This window comes from Paenibacillus taichungensis (assembly GCF_047302525.1).
GTDB classification, from domain to species: Bacteria; Bacillota; Bacilli; order Paenibacillales; family Paenibacillaceae; genus Paenibacillus; species Paenibacillus taichungensis_B.
Genome location: NZ_CP168020.1, coordinates 2,380,298 through 2,394,759 on the forward strand (window position 1 = coordinate 2,380,298; position 14,462 = coordinate 2,394,759).

14 protein-coding genes are annotated in these 14,462 nt (G+C 45.0%); 11 read left to right on the forward strand and 3 right to left on the reverse strand.

The window, feature by feature from the left end; all coding sequences use genetic code 11:
* The 6 genes from ACDJ58_RS11130 to ACDJ58_RS11155 all read left to right on the forward strand — a co-directional run bounded on the left by ACDJ58_RS11130 (position 1) and on the right by ACDJ58_RS11155 (position 4,967).
* Positions 1 to 951: a class I SAM-dependent methyltransferase gene (locus tag ACDJ58_RS11130; protein ID WP_413377867.1), complete on the forward strand. Its 951-nt coding sequence runs from the start codon at positions 1 to 3 to the stop codon at positions 949 to 951.
* A gap of 19 nt (positions 952 to 970) precedes the next feature.
* Positions 971 to 1,330: a PolC-type DNA polymerase III gene (locus ACDJ58_RS11135; RefSeq protein WP_413377869.1), complete on the forward strand. Its 360-nt coding sequence runs from the start codon at positions 971 to 973 to the stop codon at positions 1,328 to 1,330.
* The gene (locus tag ACDJ58_RS11140; protein ID WP_413377871.1) at positions 1,324 to 1,662 is read left to right on the forward strand and encodes a hypothetical protein; all 339 of its coding nucleotides are present in this window, start codon (positions 1,324 to 1,326) and stop codon (positions 1,660 to 1,662) included. Before ACDJ58_RS11135 ends, ACDJ58_RS11140 begins: the two co-directional genes overlap by 7 nt.
* Positions 1,655 to 2,029 (forward strand): hypothetical protein, encoded by a 375-nt coding sequence (locus ACDJ58_RS11145; protein WP_413377873.1) that lies wholly within the window; start codon positions 1,655 to 1,657, stop codon positions 2,027 to 2,029. The genes ACDJ58_RS11140 and ACDJ58_RS11145 overlap by 8 nt, the downstream gene beginning before the upstream one ends.
* A 180-nt stretch (positions 2,030 to 2,209) precedes the next feature.
* A complete protein-coding gene (locus ACDJ58_RS11150; RefSeq protein WP_413377875.1) occupies positions 2,210 to 3,211 on the forward strand; it encodes an ABC transporter substrate-binding protein in 1,002 nt (333 codons plus the stop codon).
* A 211-nt stretch (positions 3,212 to 3,422) separates the two neighbouring features.
* Entirely contained in the window at positions 3,423 to 4,967 is a 1,545-nt protein-coding gene (locus ACDJ58_RS11155; protein WP_413377877.1) for a helix-turn-helix domain-containing protein, read from the forward strand.
* A 493-nt stretch (positions 4,968 to 5,460) separates the two neighbouring features.
* Here the strand turns inward: ACDJ58_RS11155 and ACDJ58_RS11160 are convergent, their stop codons facing one another.
* Positions 5,461 to 6,129, reverse strand: coding sequence for an SOS response-associated peptidase (locus ACDJ58_RS11160; RefSeq protein WP_413377879.1), 669 nt, complete (start codon positions 6,127 to 6,129; stop codon positions 5,461 to 5,463).
* 252 nt (positions 6,130 to 6,381) lie between these two features.
* Positions 6,382 to 6,759, reverse strand: coding sequence for a VOC family protein (locus tag ACDJ58_RS11165; RefSeq protein ID WP_053779906.1), 378 nt, complete (start codon positions 6,757 to 6,759; stop codon positions 6,382 to 6,384).
* 251 nt (positions 6,760 to 7,010) lie between these two features.
* On the opposite strand from ACDJ58_RS11165, the gene ACDJ58_RS11170 reads away from it, so the two are divergent.
* The 4 genes from ACDJ58_RS11170 (at position 7,011) to ACDJ58_RS11185 (ending at position 13,355) form a co-directional block, all read left to right on the forward strand.
* Positions 7,011 to 9,278, forward strand: coding sequence for a putative PEP-binding protein (locus ACDJ58_RS11170; protein ID WP_413377881.1), 2,268 nt, complete (start codon positions 7,011 to 7,013; stop codon positions 9,276 to 9,278).
* A 104-nt stretch (positions 9,279 to 9,382) separates the two neighbouring features.
* On the forward strand, positions 9,383 to 11,320 hold the full coding sequence (locus ACDJ58_RS11175; RefSeq protein ID WP_413377883.1) for an LTA synthase family protein: 1,938 nt from the start codon (positions 9,383 to 9,385) through the stop codon (positions 11,318 to 11,320).
* Positions 11,321 to 11,502: 182 nt separating this feature from the next.
* Complete coding sequence (locus ACDJ58_RS11180; RefSeq protein WP_413377885.1) at positions 11,503 to 12,510, forward strand: LLM class flavin-dependent oxidoreductase; 1,008 nt, start codon at positions 11,503 to 11,505, stop codon at positions 12,508 to 12,510.
* A 113-nt stretch (positions 12,511 to 12,623) separates the two neighbouring features.
* On the forward strand, positions 12,624 to 13,355 hold the full coding sequence (locus ACDJ58_RS11185; RefSeq protein WP_413379601.1) for a metallophosphoesterase family protein: 732 nt from the start codon (positions 12,624 to 12,626) through the stop codon (positions 13,353 to 13,355).
* On the opposite strand, the gene ACDJ58_RS11190 is transcribed toward ACDJ58_RS11185, so the two are convergent.
* Complete coding sequence (locus tag ACDJ58_RS11190; protein ID WP_053779901.1) at positions 13,352 to 13,588, reverse strand: helix-turn-helix domain-containing protein; 237 nt, start codon at positions 13,586 to 13,588, stop codon at positions 13,352 to 13,354. The two genes, ACDJ58_RS11185 and ACDJ58_RS11190, sit on opposite strands and share 4 nt — an antisense overlap.
* Positions 13,589 to 13,751: 163 nt before the next feature.
* On the opposite strand from ACDJ58_RS11190, the gene ACDJ58_RS11195 reads away from it, so the two are divergent.
* Entirely contained in the window at positions 13,752 to 14,396 is a 645-nt protein-coding gene (locus tag ACDJ58_RS11195) for a hypothetical protein (protein ID WP_413377888.1), read from the forward strand.
* Positions 14,397 to 14,462 lie beyond the last annotated feature (66 nt).

Genomic DNA, 14,462 nt, shown 5'->3' on the forward strand with positions numbered 1-14,462 from the left:
ATGTTGAACCTCAAGTTGATAGGGTCCGTTTTGGAGCAACAAATCCGTTTTAATGACAATAAAAGTTTATTTTATAATCGGGGCAAGTCTACATTAGGGCCATCTCCGCGAACGTTGTGCTGGCTATTGGAATATCGCGCTCAAGTGGCAAAAGCATTAGAACGTATTTTTACAGATGGATTATTGAATCATTTTACAATTAAACTAGCAGAGCAAGGAATCCGCCATTTTATCCAGGTGAACCAGTTTATGCAGTTTACGAGCAAAGACAAGTTGCAATTGGCAGAATTATATAAAGATCAATTTATGCGAATCTGGTCTCTTTTGCAGAACGAGGGGGCAGGGGAAGAGGTAGTGCAGCAATTTTTCCAAAAGCATTATCAACAGTTAAGAACATTTCTAATACAGACCAACGGCGAGGAATTGTTTAAAAAATATACAATGGATCCACATCTGTTCTGGGTGCCTTGTGAGGAGTACTCGGCGGATCTGCAGGTATCCTGGCTCGGCTTGGATGTAGAGCACCTGCATCCACCGGTGCTTGATCTTGGCTGCGGCCCGCAGGCCAATTTGGTCCAATTTTTACGTGGAAAAAAGATAGAAGCTTATGGGATGGACAGACAGGTGGAGGAATCGGAAGAGCGACCGTTTTTGCGACGTATGGGCTGGATGGAATCTTCTTTTGAACAAGAACAGTGGGGGACAATAATATCCCATTTGGCATTCTCCAACCATTTTACACATCATCATCTCAAGGCAGACGGCGAACCAGAAGCATACGCTCAGAAATATATGGAGCTATTAAGAGCGCTAAAACCAGGAGGTTCCTTCTTCTATGCGCCGAGTGTTCCTTTCATAGAGTCATTCGTAGATCAACTTCCCCAGTACTTTGTATGTCGAACCTGGATAACACCAACACAGCAAATGACGCGAATTACACGGCTGGACTAGATGAAAAGGGGATAGCTGAATGAAGATTACGTTTATGCCGGATACGTACACTGTTGAAGAGCTAAAAGTCTCTCATTTGCAAGATAGGACGTACTGCATATTTGATCTAGAGGGGACAGGGATTAATCCGGCAGAGGAGAGTGTGACCCAATTTGGTGCGATGTATTACAAAAAAGGAGAATCATTAGATTCATCGTTCTCTTCACTTGTGCGTGCCTCTAAAGCGATTCCGGAAGCGGTCGCGAAGTTAACGGGCATTTCAAATGAAGATATGATTCAGGCCTCCTCATTCGCAGAAGTATATCACGCTTTCCTGGAATTAATCGGGGATAAGGTATTAGTAACGCAGGCGGGTTATGAGTATGATTGCCCATGTTGAAACGGCATTGTGATATGAATGGGCTGCCGATGTTTACCAATCCGGTTTTGGATACAAAAGCGATGTTTACATATATTCATCCTGAAATTTCCGAGGTTATCTCTACCGATTTCCTGATCCGGTATTACGAGCTGAACACAGACGGAATTCACAGGCACAATGCCTTGGCCGATTGTGGTGTGATTGCTCGTATATTTGAACATGTCCTGGACGAATATCAGGAGCTTCAATTGGATCATTTTACTGCGGATGGGGAACGTGTAATGAAGCGTTTTGTGATTCCCGAGATGTATTTGACAACGCCGATTGGAGGAGAGAAGCCAGATGAGTAGAATGGATGCGGATAAATTGCTGGCTGATATGAATGAGGGGCGGATTCTTAGTCAGCAGACATTCGAAGGACTGGAAGTGGAAACCTATCTGGATCAACGGGATGCTTCCGAATTTGCCGATGTGTGGATGCAGGCATTTGAAAGGTTTGCTCAGAAGTCTGACGTCGTGGAAGAAGAAGTGCTTCGTGCATGCAGGGAACTGGCTTTCAAACGAACGATTGCTCTTGCGGGCGATCCTGAACTGGCGGGATATGTCAGTGATGATATTGGTTTGATTGGTGCTGCTCTGTTACAGGACGAAATGCAGGATTCATTTGTTATGCAATTACTTGAACGTTATCAACAAGGTACATTGCCCCTGCGTTAAGCGGGGGTGACGGTTGTATATTCTTTTCGTTTGTATAAAAAAATAGCTTCGAATGTGTATTGTGAGTTTTGCACAGCGTAAGGTACAATTCATCTAAGCATTGAGTGAGAATGATAATCATTATTTATAAAGCGTGTTCTCACCGATACAACAACAGATTACATAGGGGTGAAGGGTATCATGGTAAGGTTCAGTAAAGGCTTCAAAGGGTGGACGATCATACTGCTACTCATGGTTGTAGTTATATCGGGCTGTGGTGCAAATTCTGAGTCAAAAGCAGAACAGGCTCCTGCATCTGAGACAACGGTTTCGGATGGCAGTACATCTGAAACAACAGAAAAAGAAGCAGAGACACGTGTCGTTCAGGATGAATTCGGTGATGTGACGATCCCGGTGCATCCGCAGCGGATTGCTGGTATCTATGTGGAAGATTATCTCAAGGCTCTTGATATCACACCTGTAGTACAGTGGTATAATCCGATGTGGGGCGTGCAGGAATATCTGGATCTGGATGTGCCTCAATTCGATACTACAGGTAGCATTGAGGCTTTGTTGCAATATGATCCGGATCTCATCATTGTGGATGGCGGAGTGGACATGGAGAAATATGAGATGTATTCAAAGGTGGCACCGACGTATCGCCTGCCTGAAGATATTTTGCAGGATTCCAATCAAATCTTGACGACCATTGCCGATGTTGTCGGTAAACCGGATAAGGGTAAAGAAGTTGTTGCGGCATTTGAGGCCAAGATTGCAGATGCTAAGGCGAAACTTCAGGAAGCCGTTGGGGATGAGACCGTAGCGGTTGTCCGATTGAATATCAGCAATAATACATTGGCATTGTTCGGTGTGAAAAATCGATTTACCGGATTTATTTATTCGGAGCTTGGTCTAACACCTCATCCACTGGTCGGCAACATGGAAGAATATCAGGAAATCCTGTCCGAAGAGGCTTTTCCAGAGCTTGATGCGGATCACATTATTGTATTTCCATCCAATGGAGAGTGGTCATCTCCAGAGAACAAGGAAGCTTTGAAGGTGCTGGATAGCAAGTTGTGGAAATCTCTCCCGGCAGTCAAAAACAACCATGTGTACATGATGGAAAGATCGTATTGGCAATCAGGTGCGATTACGGCAAACACAATGAAGATTGATGATCTCTTGCAAAAAATGACGCCATAAGCCTTTTACAAAAGAAAGTTCTTCCCTCAGGGTTGAAGAGCTTTCTTTTTTCGTTTACACTATTGTAAATGATAACAATTCTCAATTGAGGAAGATGAATATGTGTCCCACTATTGTACAATTGATTCCCAAGCCCTGGTTATGCATGCTTCAACATATGAAATACATGGATTATAGCCAAGTCGATATCGCCAACAGGCAGACATATCACATGACATCATCACACGCTCTTTTCGTAGTGACGGGTGGGCATGGCTCAATAGACACTTTGGACAATAGGGACACTCGTCTGGAAAAAGGGATGATTATGTTTGTTCCGGCTGGACGTACCATTGTAATTGAAGGCTCTAGTGAGTTGCAATATTATAGACTTGAACTGATGGTAGCTGAGGTGAAAGAAGATACGTCCAGTAGGTTGAGTATAAAAGACGAAACGGTGCAACAAGGGCTTCCAGTATTGATTTCAGATCAAGACCGGTTGCCTCTTATTGAGCTGAATTATAGTCCATGGAGTTCCTGTCTGAAATCGTTAGAACAGATATCGCGTGGGGAGACTGCTCATGATTGGCTGGATCAATGGGAGATGCAACTGCGTTTCCAGGAGTGGTTCCGAGTGCTGCTTCGGCAAAATGATCCCGAGATTGAATCGCCGGATGACCGTGCTCGGCTTCAAAGTTCAATTCGTTATATTCGTGAGCACTTTGATCAACCCATAACGGTTGACGATCTGGCAGCAGAGGTCCGGCTTACCAGATCCAGTTATACCCGACAATTCAAGGGGATTACAGGCAAGCTTCCGCTTGATTATGTGAATGCTGTTCGACTGGAGCATTCGAAACTGCTGTTACAGATGACCGATGATCGCTTGCATGATATTGCACAGAATGTGGGATTTAATAACGAATATTATTATGGTCGCCGATTCAAGCAATATGCAGGTGTTTCTCCAGGGGTATATCGGCGCCATTACCGTCAAGAAGTACGTGTGTTTGCTCCATATCTGGAGGACTTTGTTCTTGCCCTTGGAATAAAACCGATACTGCAAACTTCCCATCGTTCTTGGGGAAGACAGCAATATTTAGGGTTGGAAGATGTTCCTGAATTTGATGTTACTCAGCTGGACGTAGGGTTTAATGAGACGAATGTACCTGAATTTATTATGCTGAACAACGGATACCAACGCTGGAATCTGGAGCGGTTTGAGCAAGTAGCACCGACGTTTTATATGGAGCACGAGGGTGAGGACTGGCGTTCCATTTTGAAATCGACAGCAGATGTATTGGGGAAAGTGAATCGGGTTCAGGATGTAATAGGTGCCTATGAGGATAAGGCCGTTGAGGCCAAGGGACAGTTGGCACGTCATGCGCGGGGACAAACGGTAGCTCTTTTACGTATTTCGTCATCTGAAATTATACTCTACGGGGACCAATACGGATACGTTGGGCCTGTATTGTATCAGGATCTCGGATTAACCCCGCATTTCCGTGTACAGCAATGGGCGAGTCAAAGTAGAAGAATTAGCATTGGGCTGGAGCAGTTATGTCAGCTTGAAGCAGATCATCTCTTTATTACATTTGACAATATGTATTCTGCCTACCCCGAAGAGGAGCGGAAGCTCTTGGAAAGAGATGAGTGGAAACGACTGCCTGCCGTAAAAAGCGGTCACGTATATGAGGTGGATTTTATGACTTGGATGAATTATGGTGTTATATCCCATGGGAAGAAGATCGATGATATATTGCGGTTTATGGCCTGAATTATACTTGAGTAATGTAAAATCTCCTGAACCATTATACTTCCAAGGTAGTTGCATTCCCAATCCTTCTATTACTTTTGGAAGTTTCTGAAAGTCAGTATTAAAGCAGCCACTGAGATAAACAGTCCCGTTAAAGAGATTATCCAAATTGCGATGTTCATACTGAGCCCTTCTAATGAAAATTTAATTGCTGTTTATGTTAAGATTGGGGTGAACAGGCGTTGTGTTAGCCATTACTCGGGAACTTGCGTGGCCTGTAGCGTTTGGTTCATTTTTTTCTTTTTCTTGCTCTTAGCGTCATTTAGCGTATTGACGAAGGCCGTCGTCTTGTTTTCGATCGCACACAGTCGCTGACATGGCTGAGAATAAATCATAGGCGTGATCGCCTGACAACCTGAATAAGATTATGAAAGCATTAGAGCTTAATGATATATCTCAATTAATTCATTACGAAAAGGAGCAGCGGGGATGACCTCGCTGCTCCTTTTTATTCTTAACTGACCTCTTTGATCAATTCCTCGTTATTATTTCTCACATTACCTACTGCAGAATCCACCTTGTATGCTATCATTTCATCGGCCTCATGTGGCCTGAGAAGCCTCAAAACGCTTTCCTTGTCCGACTCCTTGTTTAGCCAATCTGCTTCATCTTGCGGCCGGAGAATGACTGGCATACGATCGTGGATGTCCGCCATAAGACTGTTAGGTTCAGTAGTAATGATAGTGCATGTTGAAAGCTTGTTACCTTCTGGATCAATCCAAGTATCGTATAGGCCAGCAAGCGAGAAGATGGAGTCATCTTTCATTAAAATCCGCATTGGTTGCTTTACGGATCCATCCTTTTTCCATTCATAAAATCCCGAGCATGGGATAATACAACGCTTGGAACTGATCAGGCGTTTAAAGGCTGGTTTCTCTGTGAGTGTCTCTGCACGGGCGTTAATCATCTTATTTCCTATTTTTTCATCCTTTGCCCAATTAGGAACTAGACCCCATCGGAGCGCCCCCAATCGATTACCGTCTTTGCTACCGATAATTGTCGGGATGAATTGCATAGGTGCAGCGTTGTAATTAGGTTTGTACTCAAATCCTTCAGCAATAGAAGCATAGTACCTGTCCATAATTTCTTCGATTGGATCTGTAATCGTGAATCTTCCGCACATATCGAAGCCTCCTTTAAAACGCTATAGTCTGTAATTTAACTCAAATCTTTAACGTTAGAAACGGGTAATATGTGGAGCTGCATATCCAATTAAAAATAAATATGCAAATAATCACGTGGAATTTCTGCGCAACAACATGGGAAAACAGCGATGTATGCAGGCAGGTTTGCATATGAGCAAAATATATAGAAAAAAAGCCTGTTCATTACTGAACGGGCTTTTTGGTGTGGTATTACCTTTAAGCCAGGAGATTTAGTTTTTCTCCATAACAGCAAAGTAATTGTTTTCGTCATCTGCAAAGTTGAATACTCTTCCGCCAGGCATCGTTACAATCTCGCCAACCGTAACTTGTTTATTGGATAAGTGAGTGTAAAGTTGATCCAGGTTATCTGTGAAAAGCATAAGAGATGGTGTGCCAAGGTTTAATTCAGGGGACATTTTGGCAACGAATTCCTTGTCGTGCAGGATGATGGTAGTTTGAGCATCCTTCACAGGAGCAATCTCGATCCAGCGCATGCCATTCCCATTAACTTCGTTAACGATATGGAAACCTGCTTTTTCCGTCCAAAATTGAAGAGCCTTGTCCTGATCATTTACATACAACATAATTTGTCCGACTTGAGTAAACATTGATTTACACTCCTTATATACGTAGTTGATCATGGTTGAAGCAGGTATGCATTTGGATGTAGCTATTTAGATTGAGTCAAGCTTTATATTACCATATACGAGCGCCCAACATACAACTTCAATTCAAGCACAAAAAGAGGAAGCAAATGTCCTTGACTGCCGCATTGCGACATACCATTAGATAAAGGACAATTCGAGCGACCGAATTACCTTTTAAGCACAGCCATGTAATGGCAGATGGGAGCGCTGTAATGACGAAACGGGTAGTTCTATTGGAAGAAGGTACGGCAGAGATGAAAGGGCTGATGGGTAGTAAAGGGGCTGGACTTGCAGCATTGCTCCAGGCAGGTTGGCCCGTTCCGGCCGGGTTCATTGTAACAAAGGAAGGCTGTCGCGCGTTCTGTACCCGTCTTGCACATCTTTCAGCTGAAGGAGCCCAAGAGATTGGGAGGGCAATTCAGCATCTTGAGAAGCAATCCGGCAAATTCTTCGGCGATTCCTCAGTACCGCTGCTGCTTGCCGTCCGGTCAAGTGAATCGTGTTCCTGTGGTACAGCATCCCATGCTTTGCTTCATGTAGGACTGAATGATGTGACGGTGGAGGGCTTCGCGAGGCAAACGAATGATCGTCAGTATGCCCTTAATTGTTATCGAATTTTATTGCAGGATTATGGTCAACTGGTACACGACATTCCGTATGCCCTATTTGAAGAAAAATTGGGTGATATCTCGATACTCGATGAAGCGAAGCTAGAATTCGCCATCGCGGAATATAAACGTTTAATTGAAGAGAGAGGACATCAGCCTTTCCCTCAGGATGTGCAGTTACAGTTAAAAGAAGCGATGCGTGCAGTTTCTGATTCACAACGTGTTCTAAAGCCAAACTCACAACAAGAACTTCGCAAGCCTTCTCATTTCTCCGATGAAACTCAAGGAGCAGCTGTTCTTATACAGGTGATGGTCAATGGCGAGCGTAGTGACCGCAGCGGAATCGGAACGGTATATTCTCGTCATCCGGGTACTGGGGAACGAGGCATGACAGGTGATTACGTTTCATCTGCTGCTTCCTGGCGTTCAAATGAAGGACTGGATCAACTGCGGAGTGAAGAGTCTGAACTGTATGATCTTTTGCAGGATGCTTGCGGTTATCTGGAGTCCCACACGAGAGAGGTACAGGAGATCCAATTTGTTGTGGATTCTGGGACCCTGTATCTTGTGGAAATCAGTGAAGCGAGGTTAACCTCGCAGGCGACGCTGAGGAGTACTGTAGATCTCGTGGATGAAGGAGTAATCACCAAAGAGGATGCAATATTGCGTATCCAGCCTTGGCATGTGACGGAATTGCTGAAAGCATCTTCAAATTTATCACCAGAGCTGCAGCTTCTGCTCGAATGGGCTGATGAAATGAAGGGACTTACAATACTTTCGAATGTGGATCATCCAAAGGACGCCGTGAAGGCCCGCTCGTTAGGGGCTGAGGGCATTGGATTGTGTCGAACAGAACAACTGTTGTTGTCTGCTTCGAGATTTCCTTTTGTACAGAAAATGATTCTGGCAGACAGCGAAGCTGAGCGCAAACGTGGACTGGATCGTCTGCTGCCAATGCAGCAGGCTGATTTTGAACAACTCTTTGAAGCGATGGATGGTTATCCGGTAACCATTCGATTGCTTGATCCGCCTCTGCATGAGCTGCTGCCTGATATTGAAAGGTTAAACGAACGACGTGAGCAGTTGGCTCTCTGGAAATTGGAGGAAAACAACACCGAAGTGCAGGAGCTTGAGCGTGTCATCCGCAGGGTGCTGGAATTGCATGAACAATATCCGTTGCTAGGACAGCAGGACTGTCGACTGGGAACCGTGTTCCCGGAAATCTACGATATGCAGCTTGAAGCCATTTTTCGTGCAGCGGTGAAGGGCATCCGCCAAGGGCAGTGGGTGAGGCCTGAGATTATGATTCCTTTGGTAGGTCATGCCAATGAACTTCAGGTCATGAGAGATCTGGTGGATCATGTTGCGGACCAGGTGCTTGGAGAGGAGAAGCGTCACTGTCTTTACAGAGTTGGAGCACGGATTGAAGTTCCTCGAGCGGCACTGACCGCAGCTCCTATCGCCCGTCATGCGGACTTTTTCTCGTTTGGCACCGATGAGCTGACACAGATGACGTTTGGTTACAGTCGTCACAATACGGAGAAGCCATTTCTTCATTTTATTGAGCCACAACGCTCACTGCCCAGCAATCCATTTCAAGTGCTGGATATCGACGGAGTGGGGCAGTTGGTGGAGATGGCTCTCGTTCAGGGCCGAATTCGGAAACCTCATCTAAAAGCAGGCATCTGTGGCGAGAATGCAGCCGATCCGGCTTCCATTGCTTTTTGCCACCGTATTGGTCTGGATTATGTGAGCTGTCTGCCAGAACAGGTACCGCTTGCCCGTATTGCTGCCGCACAGGCGTCACTCCTTGCTCAGAAGATGGACCCAAACGAAAACAGGCAGGACGGCGATATATCGACGATTGCGTAATGTTTCCATATCCCCTCATGGAATACCAACCCCAAAACTGTTATACTGAAATATGCGTTTTGTAAAAGGAACGTAAAAATTTCAGATAAGGGTTGAAAGCGACCATGTTTAATTCCAAAAATGAGCGGACCTCATCACGGACTTTATTTGCCGTGTTATTTATTCTTATGCTGCTGAAGCTGTCGCTTTTGCGGTATTTCTTTTTCCAGGGTCTGTCCGGCATCGGTTTCGTTACTGACGCATTGGGGGCTCTGACAGTGGTATGTATCCTCGATCTGATCGTGCCAAAAGGCTGGAAGCGTGCAGTGTACGCAGGATTCAATGTGTTGTTCTCGCTGGTATTGTTCGCGGCGACACTCTATAACGTACATTTCAGTTCGGTTCCCACATATACGGCACTCAGCGAACTGGGCCAAGTCGCCCAAGTGAGGGGCAGTATCGGACCTTTGGTAAGACCTGAGCACTTCCTGTTTTTTGTGGATATCGTACTGGCTCTACCAGTATGGTTTATCTTGCGCAGTCGTCGTGCCTCAGTTCGTAACAGCAGCTATCGCGACAGTGGACTCCATTTCGGCAGAAGCCGGAGGCGGTATTGGGGCAAGTTGGGTGTAGCCCTTACGGCTGCATTTTGCATCGTGCTGTCAGGCAGCTTCATTGTCAAAGGGGAAACGATTGATAATGAACTTGTTCGTGCCGAAAATCTCGGTTTCCTGAATTATCAGGTGTCATCGGCGATTCTGACGAGCAAAGAAAATGAAGCCATTGCGAATGGCAACATTAACGAAACAATCGACAAGATTAATCAACTGGTTAGCAAGTATCCGTATCAGGATAAGTCGAGTCAGGGCACGGCTATTAAAACCAAATATTTTGGTCAGGCCAAAGGAAGCAACCTGATTGTCCTCCAACTGGAGTCATTTCAAAACTTCCCGATTAATGCTTCACTCGACGGTCAGGTATTAACCCCTGTTCTGAATGATCTGGCCAAAGAAAGCTATTATTTCTCTCATTTTTTCCAACAGATCGGACAGGGAAATACATCGGATGCCGAGTTCATGTCGAACACATCCATCTATCCAACCGGAGTTGTACCTATGTCAGCAGGGTATAGTGACCGTGATCTGCCAAGTCTTCCAAAATTGCTTGGGAAAGAAGGATATGAGTCAGAAACGTTCCACGTCAATGACGTCACCTTCTGGAACCGGAACAAAATGTATCCAGCGCTTGGATTCAATCGGTACTTCGACAAGCCTAGCTTCAAGAATGATAAGTTTAATGATTTTGGACCATCGGATGAGGAATTATATCGTGTAGGTGTGGAAAAAATGGCTGCGCATCAGGCTGCTAATCAGCCGTTCTATGCTCAGTTCATTACAGCATCCAGCCACTCGCCGTTTACGGTTCCTGCGGACCGAGCGAGAATTACCATCCCGGCCACGATCACCAATACGTTACTGCATGATTATCTGCAAGCGATCAATTATACGGATTATGCGGTAGGTCAACTGATCGATGAACTCAAGGCAAACGGGTTATGGGATAACACAACACTCGTTATATATGGCGACCATTTCGGTCTGCCGGCAAACGATGAGATTACTCAGCAGATACAGACTAATCTGGGCGTGCCCTATGACGGTAAAGTTAGTCGTTTCAACATCCCGCTCTTAATCCACACGCCGAAACAGGCGAAAGGTCAAGTTATAGAACAGCCTGGCGGTCAATTGGATATTTTACCAACGGTGATGAACCTGATGGGTGTCTCTTTGAAGGAAGAGAAATTCACAGCCTTTGGACACGATTTGCTTAACATGGACCATAATTCGTTCGGTATCCGGTATTACTTGCCTACAGGTTCATTTGTGAATAATGACATTATGTTTATTCCGGGTGCGGGCTTTGATGATGGAACAGCTTACTCGTTAAAAACGTATGAACCCGTCACGGATTTGGAGCCGTATCGTTCCGATTATGAGCACGTGCTCAGCTTGATGAAGCTGTCTGACGAGTATGTAAAGCTGTTGCCCAAACGTGCACCGTAATTGAATTCTTATATGTATGAAATACTATAGCGTCACTGGCTCACGAGCTGGTGGCGTTATTTGTTTATTCATCGTACATCTATATGTGTAATGAAAAGGAGATATCCTTTGAAACTGTAATCAATAATGTTACAATGGAAGATGCAGCCACTAACGCAGGATGACGAAAGGAATGAATATAGATGAAACTTAGTGTACTTGAACATGGACATATTAATGAAGGACGGACGGTACAGGATACCCTTCAGGAGACTGTAACTCTTGCCAAACATGCAGATGAATTGGGATTCTCCCGCTTCTGGATGTCGGAGCATCATGGCAGCGGGGCACTGTCATTTTCCAGTCCGGAAGTTATGATTGCACACGTTGCAGCACATACAGATCGAATTCGCGTAGGTTCAGGCGGCGTTATGCTGCCCCATTACAGTGCATATAAAGTTGCCGAGAACTTCCGTTTGCTGGAAGCGCTACACCCTGGGCGAATCGACCTTGGTATTGGCAGAGCACCGGGCGGCATGCCGATTGCCAGCAGGGCTCTGAATGAAGGAAAGTCATCGAATGTACAATTCTTCCCGCAGCAAATTGCCGATCTGGGTGGATACTTTTATGAACAGCTGCCGGAGGATCATCGTTTTGCTTCCCTAGTAGCCGGACCATCCGTACCAACTGTTCCGGAAGTATGGTTGCTCGGTTCCAGTTCCGAAGGTGCGCGAATTGCTGCGGCACAAGGGACCGCTTACGCGTTTGCCCAATTTTTTGGAACGCCGGGTGGGGAGGAAGCGATGAAGCATTATCGCAGACATTTCAAGCCTTCCATCCTGAATGACCAACCACATTCCATGATTGCGGTGTCGGCATTCTGTGCAGAGTCTGAAGAAGCGGCCGCTGAACTGGCTCGCAGCAATGAGTTATTCTTCCTGCGGCTTGGCCGGGGTCTGGAGCAGAACTCATTCCCATCCCTGGAAACGGTGAATAACTATCCATTTACGGCCATGGAGATGGAACAGATCCGTCAACGCCGTTCTTTTTCCATCGTGGGTACACCGGATCAAGTGAAGGACAAAATTACGGCAATGGCTGAACGCTATGAAGCGGATGAAGTTATTATTGCATCAGCGATTCACTCATTCGAGGATCGTTTGCGTTCATTCAGCCTGATAGCGGAAGCCTTTAATTTAAAGCAGGATTAATCGGTACTGAACGGGAATTAGTATTCTGAAATGGCTGGAGCCTTGTCTTGCAAGGTTCCGGTTATACTCTTGCGTGATCAGGGAGAGGAGAGATTCACATTCGCAGATGTGTCATTAGTGATATTCATGGCTGTTACGACGAATTCATTGCTCTGCTTGAGCAGGCAGCATACGATCCGAAGCAGGACGAGCTGATTTTGTTAGGTGATTATGTCGATCGCGGACCGAAGAGCAAAGAGGTCGTGGAACAGATTATGCAGATGCACGAACAGTACAACATTATTGCGATCAAAGGAAATCATGATGCGATGATGGTCAAGGCGCTGAACCATGATGTCGAGGAATATGACAAACACTGGATTCGCAATGGAGGTTTACAGACGCTGGCCAGCTATGTTGAGGTTTCTTTGGATGATGAGCAGTTGGACTGGGATGTTTATACTGAAGCCAAACGGTGGCTCCGTACACACTATGAGCATCATCTTCGTTTTTTGGAACAGCTTCCCCTTGTATACGAAATTCCTGGTTATATCTTTGTACATGCCGGGATTAATCCGGAGGTGGAGGATTGGCGGACCCAGTCAGAGCGTGATTTCATTTGGATTCGTGAGCCGTTCTATTCGAGACCAACCTCGCTTGAGGAGACGGTGGTATTCGGTCACACTCCAGTCAAAAACTTGCATAACGAGCCAGGTGTCTGGTTTGACCCTAGTGGAGACAAGATTGGCATTGATGGCGGATGTGCTTATGGTGCTCAATTGAACTTGCTGGAGATCAGCGAAGACGGAAGTGTGCAGACTCTTTTTGTGAAAAGAGGAGAGACCCGTCAGGGTCCCGAGATCTAATCCACGCGGCGGATTTCAAATAAATCATTAGGTGTGATATCGAAGTATACACAGAGTTTCACAATGAGGGATGCAGAAATCTTTTTCTTATCCATATTGGTGTTGTGCAACAGTTCCATAATGGTTGTTCTACGATGTCCAATTTCTTCTGACAATTTGAGGACAGACATGTTGTTGTGCTTTTTCAAGATCTCATCGAGTTTGCAGTGTAGTGTGACTTTATCGAAATCCATAGTGATCCTCCAGAAAGATTATTTAAAAGTTTTAGTTGGATATGGTTGCACTTTCAAAGTGCAGATGATATATTTGGAATATGAATTGCACTATGAGAGTGCAGGTTGTCTTCTTGAAACTAGAAATTCAATTTCAGACTCCTAAAGTGGAGGGGATTGATGGATGAGAGACGTTACACCTATGGTAAATCAACAGGCTGTAATACATATTGTTAGGAAGAAGCCCGTTTGGACTGAGTTGGCAGCTATACCTGATGGCATTCATTTCTATCATATTACAGATTCATTGGGAAGAAAATGGAGATCAATTGGTCAGCATATCACAGATGCTATTGAAGTTTTTGGTTTTGGATATCGCGAACCTTGGACAATCATTTTGGAGCAGGCTCCGTATGATTCCGAATTGAGTGTAGAAGAACTTCTACGGAAATTGAATGTCACTATGTACGACGAAGAGTTAATCTGTGATATGCATATCATATTAAATACTCTGGATCGACGCAATGAGTTTGTCCAGCGGATTCTGGATATAAATCCACATAGCATATTTCAACTGTTGTATGAGTTAAAGGCAGAGTATTTGGTGCAAGACTCGATATCAGAGGTCACCTTTAAACAAAAGTATAAATTAAATCCTATTGAAGCTCTAACCTTTTACTTTCTTGAGAATGTGGATTGGTATACATACCGACAATGGATCGAAGCTGGCGGAACGGCAGAGTTGTGCATTCGTTTACGGAATGATAATCCATATATAAGCCTGACTGAAGCTATCGAAAGGGCGGAACAGAATTTATGCTCACTGTGAGTATAAAGGCAAGACCCTGACATGAATTTGTAATTAATTCGCTGTAAAGGGATTGGAATTAAGCCT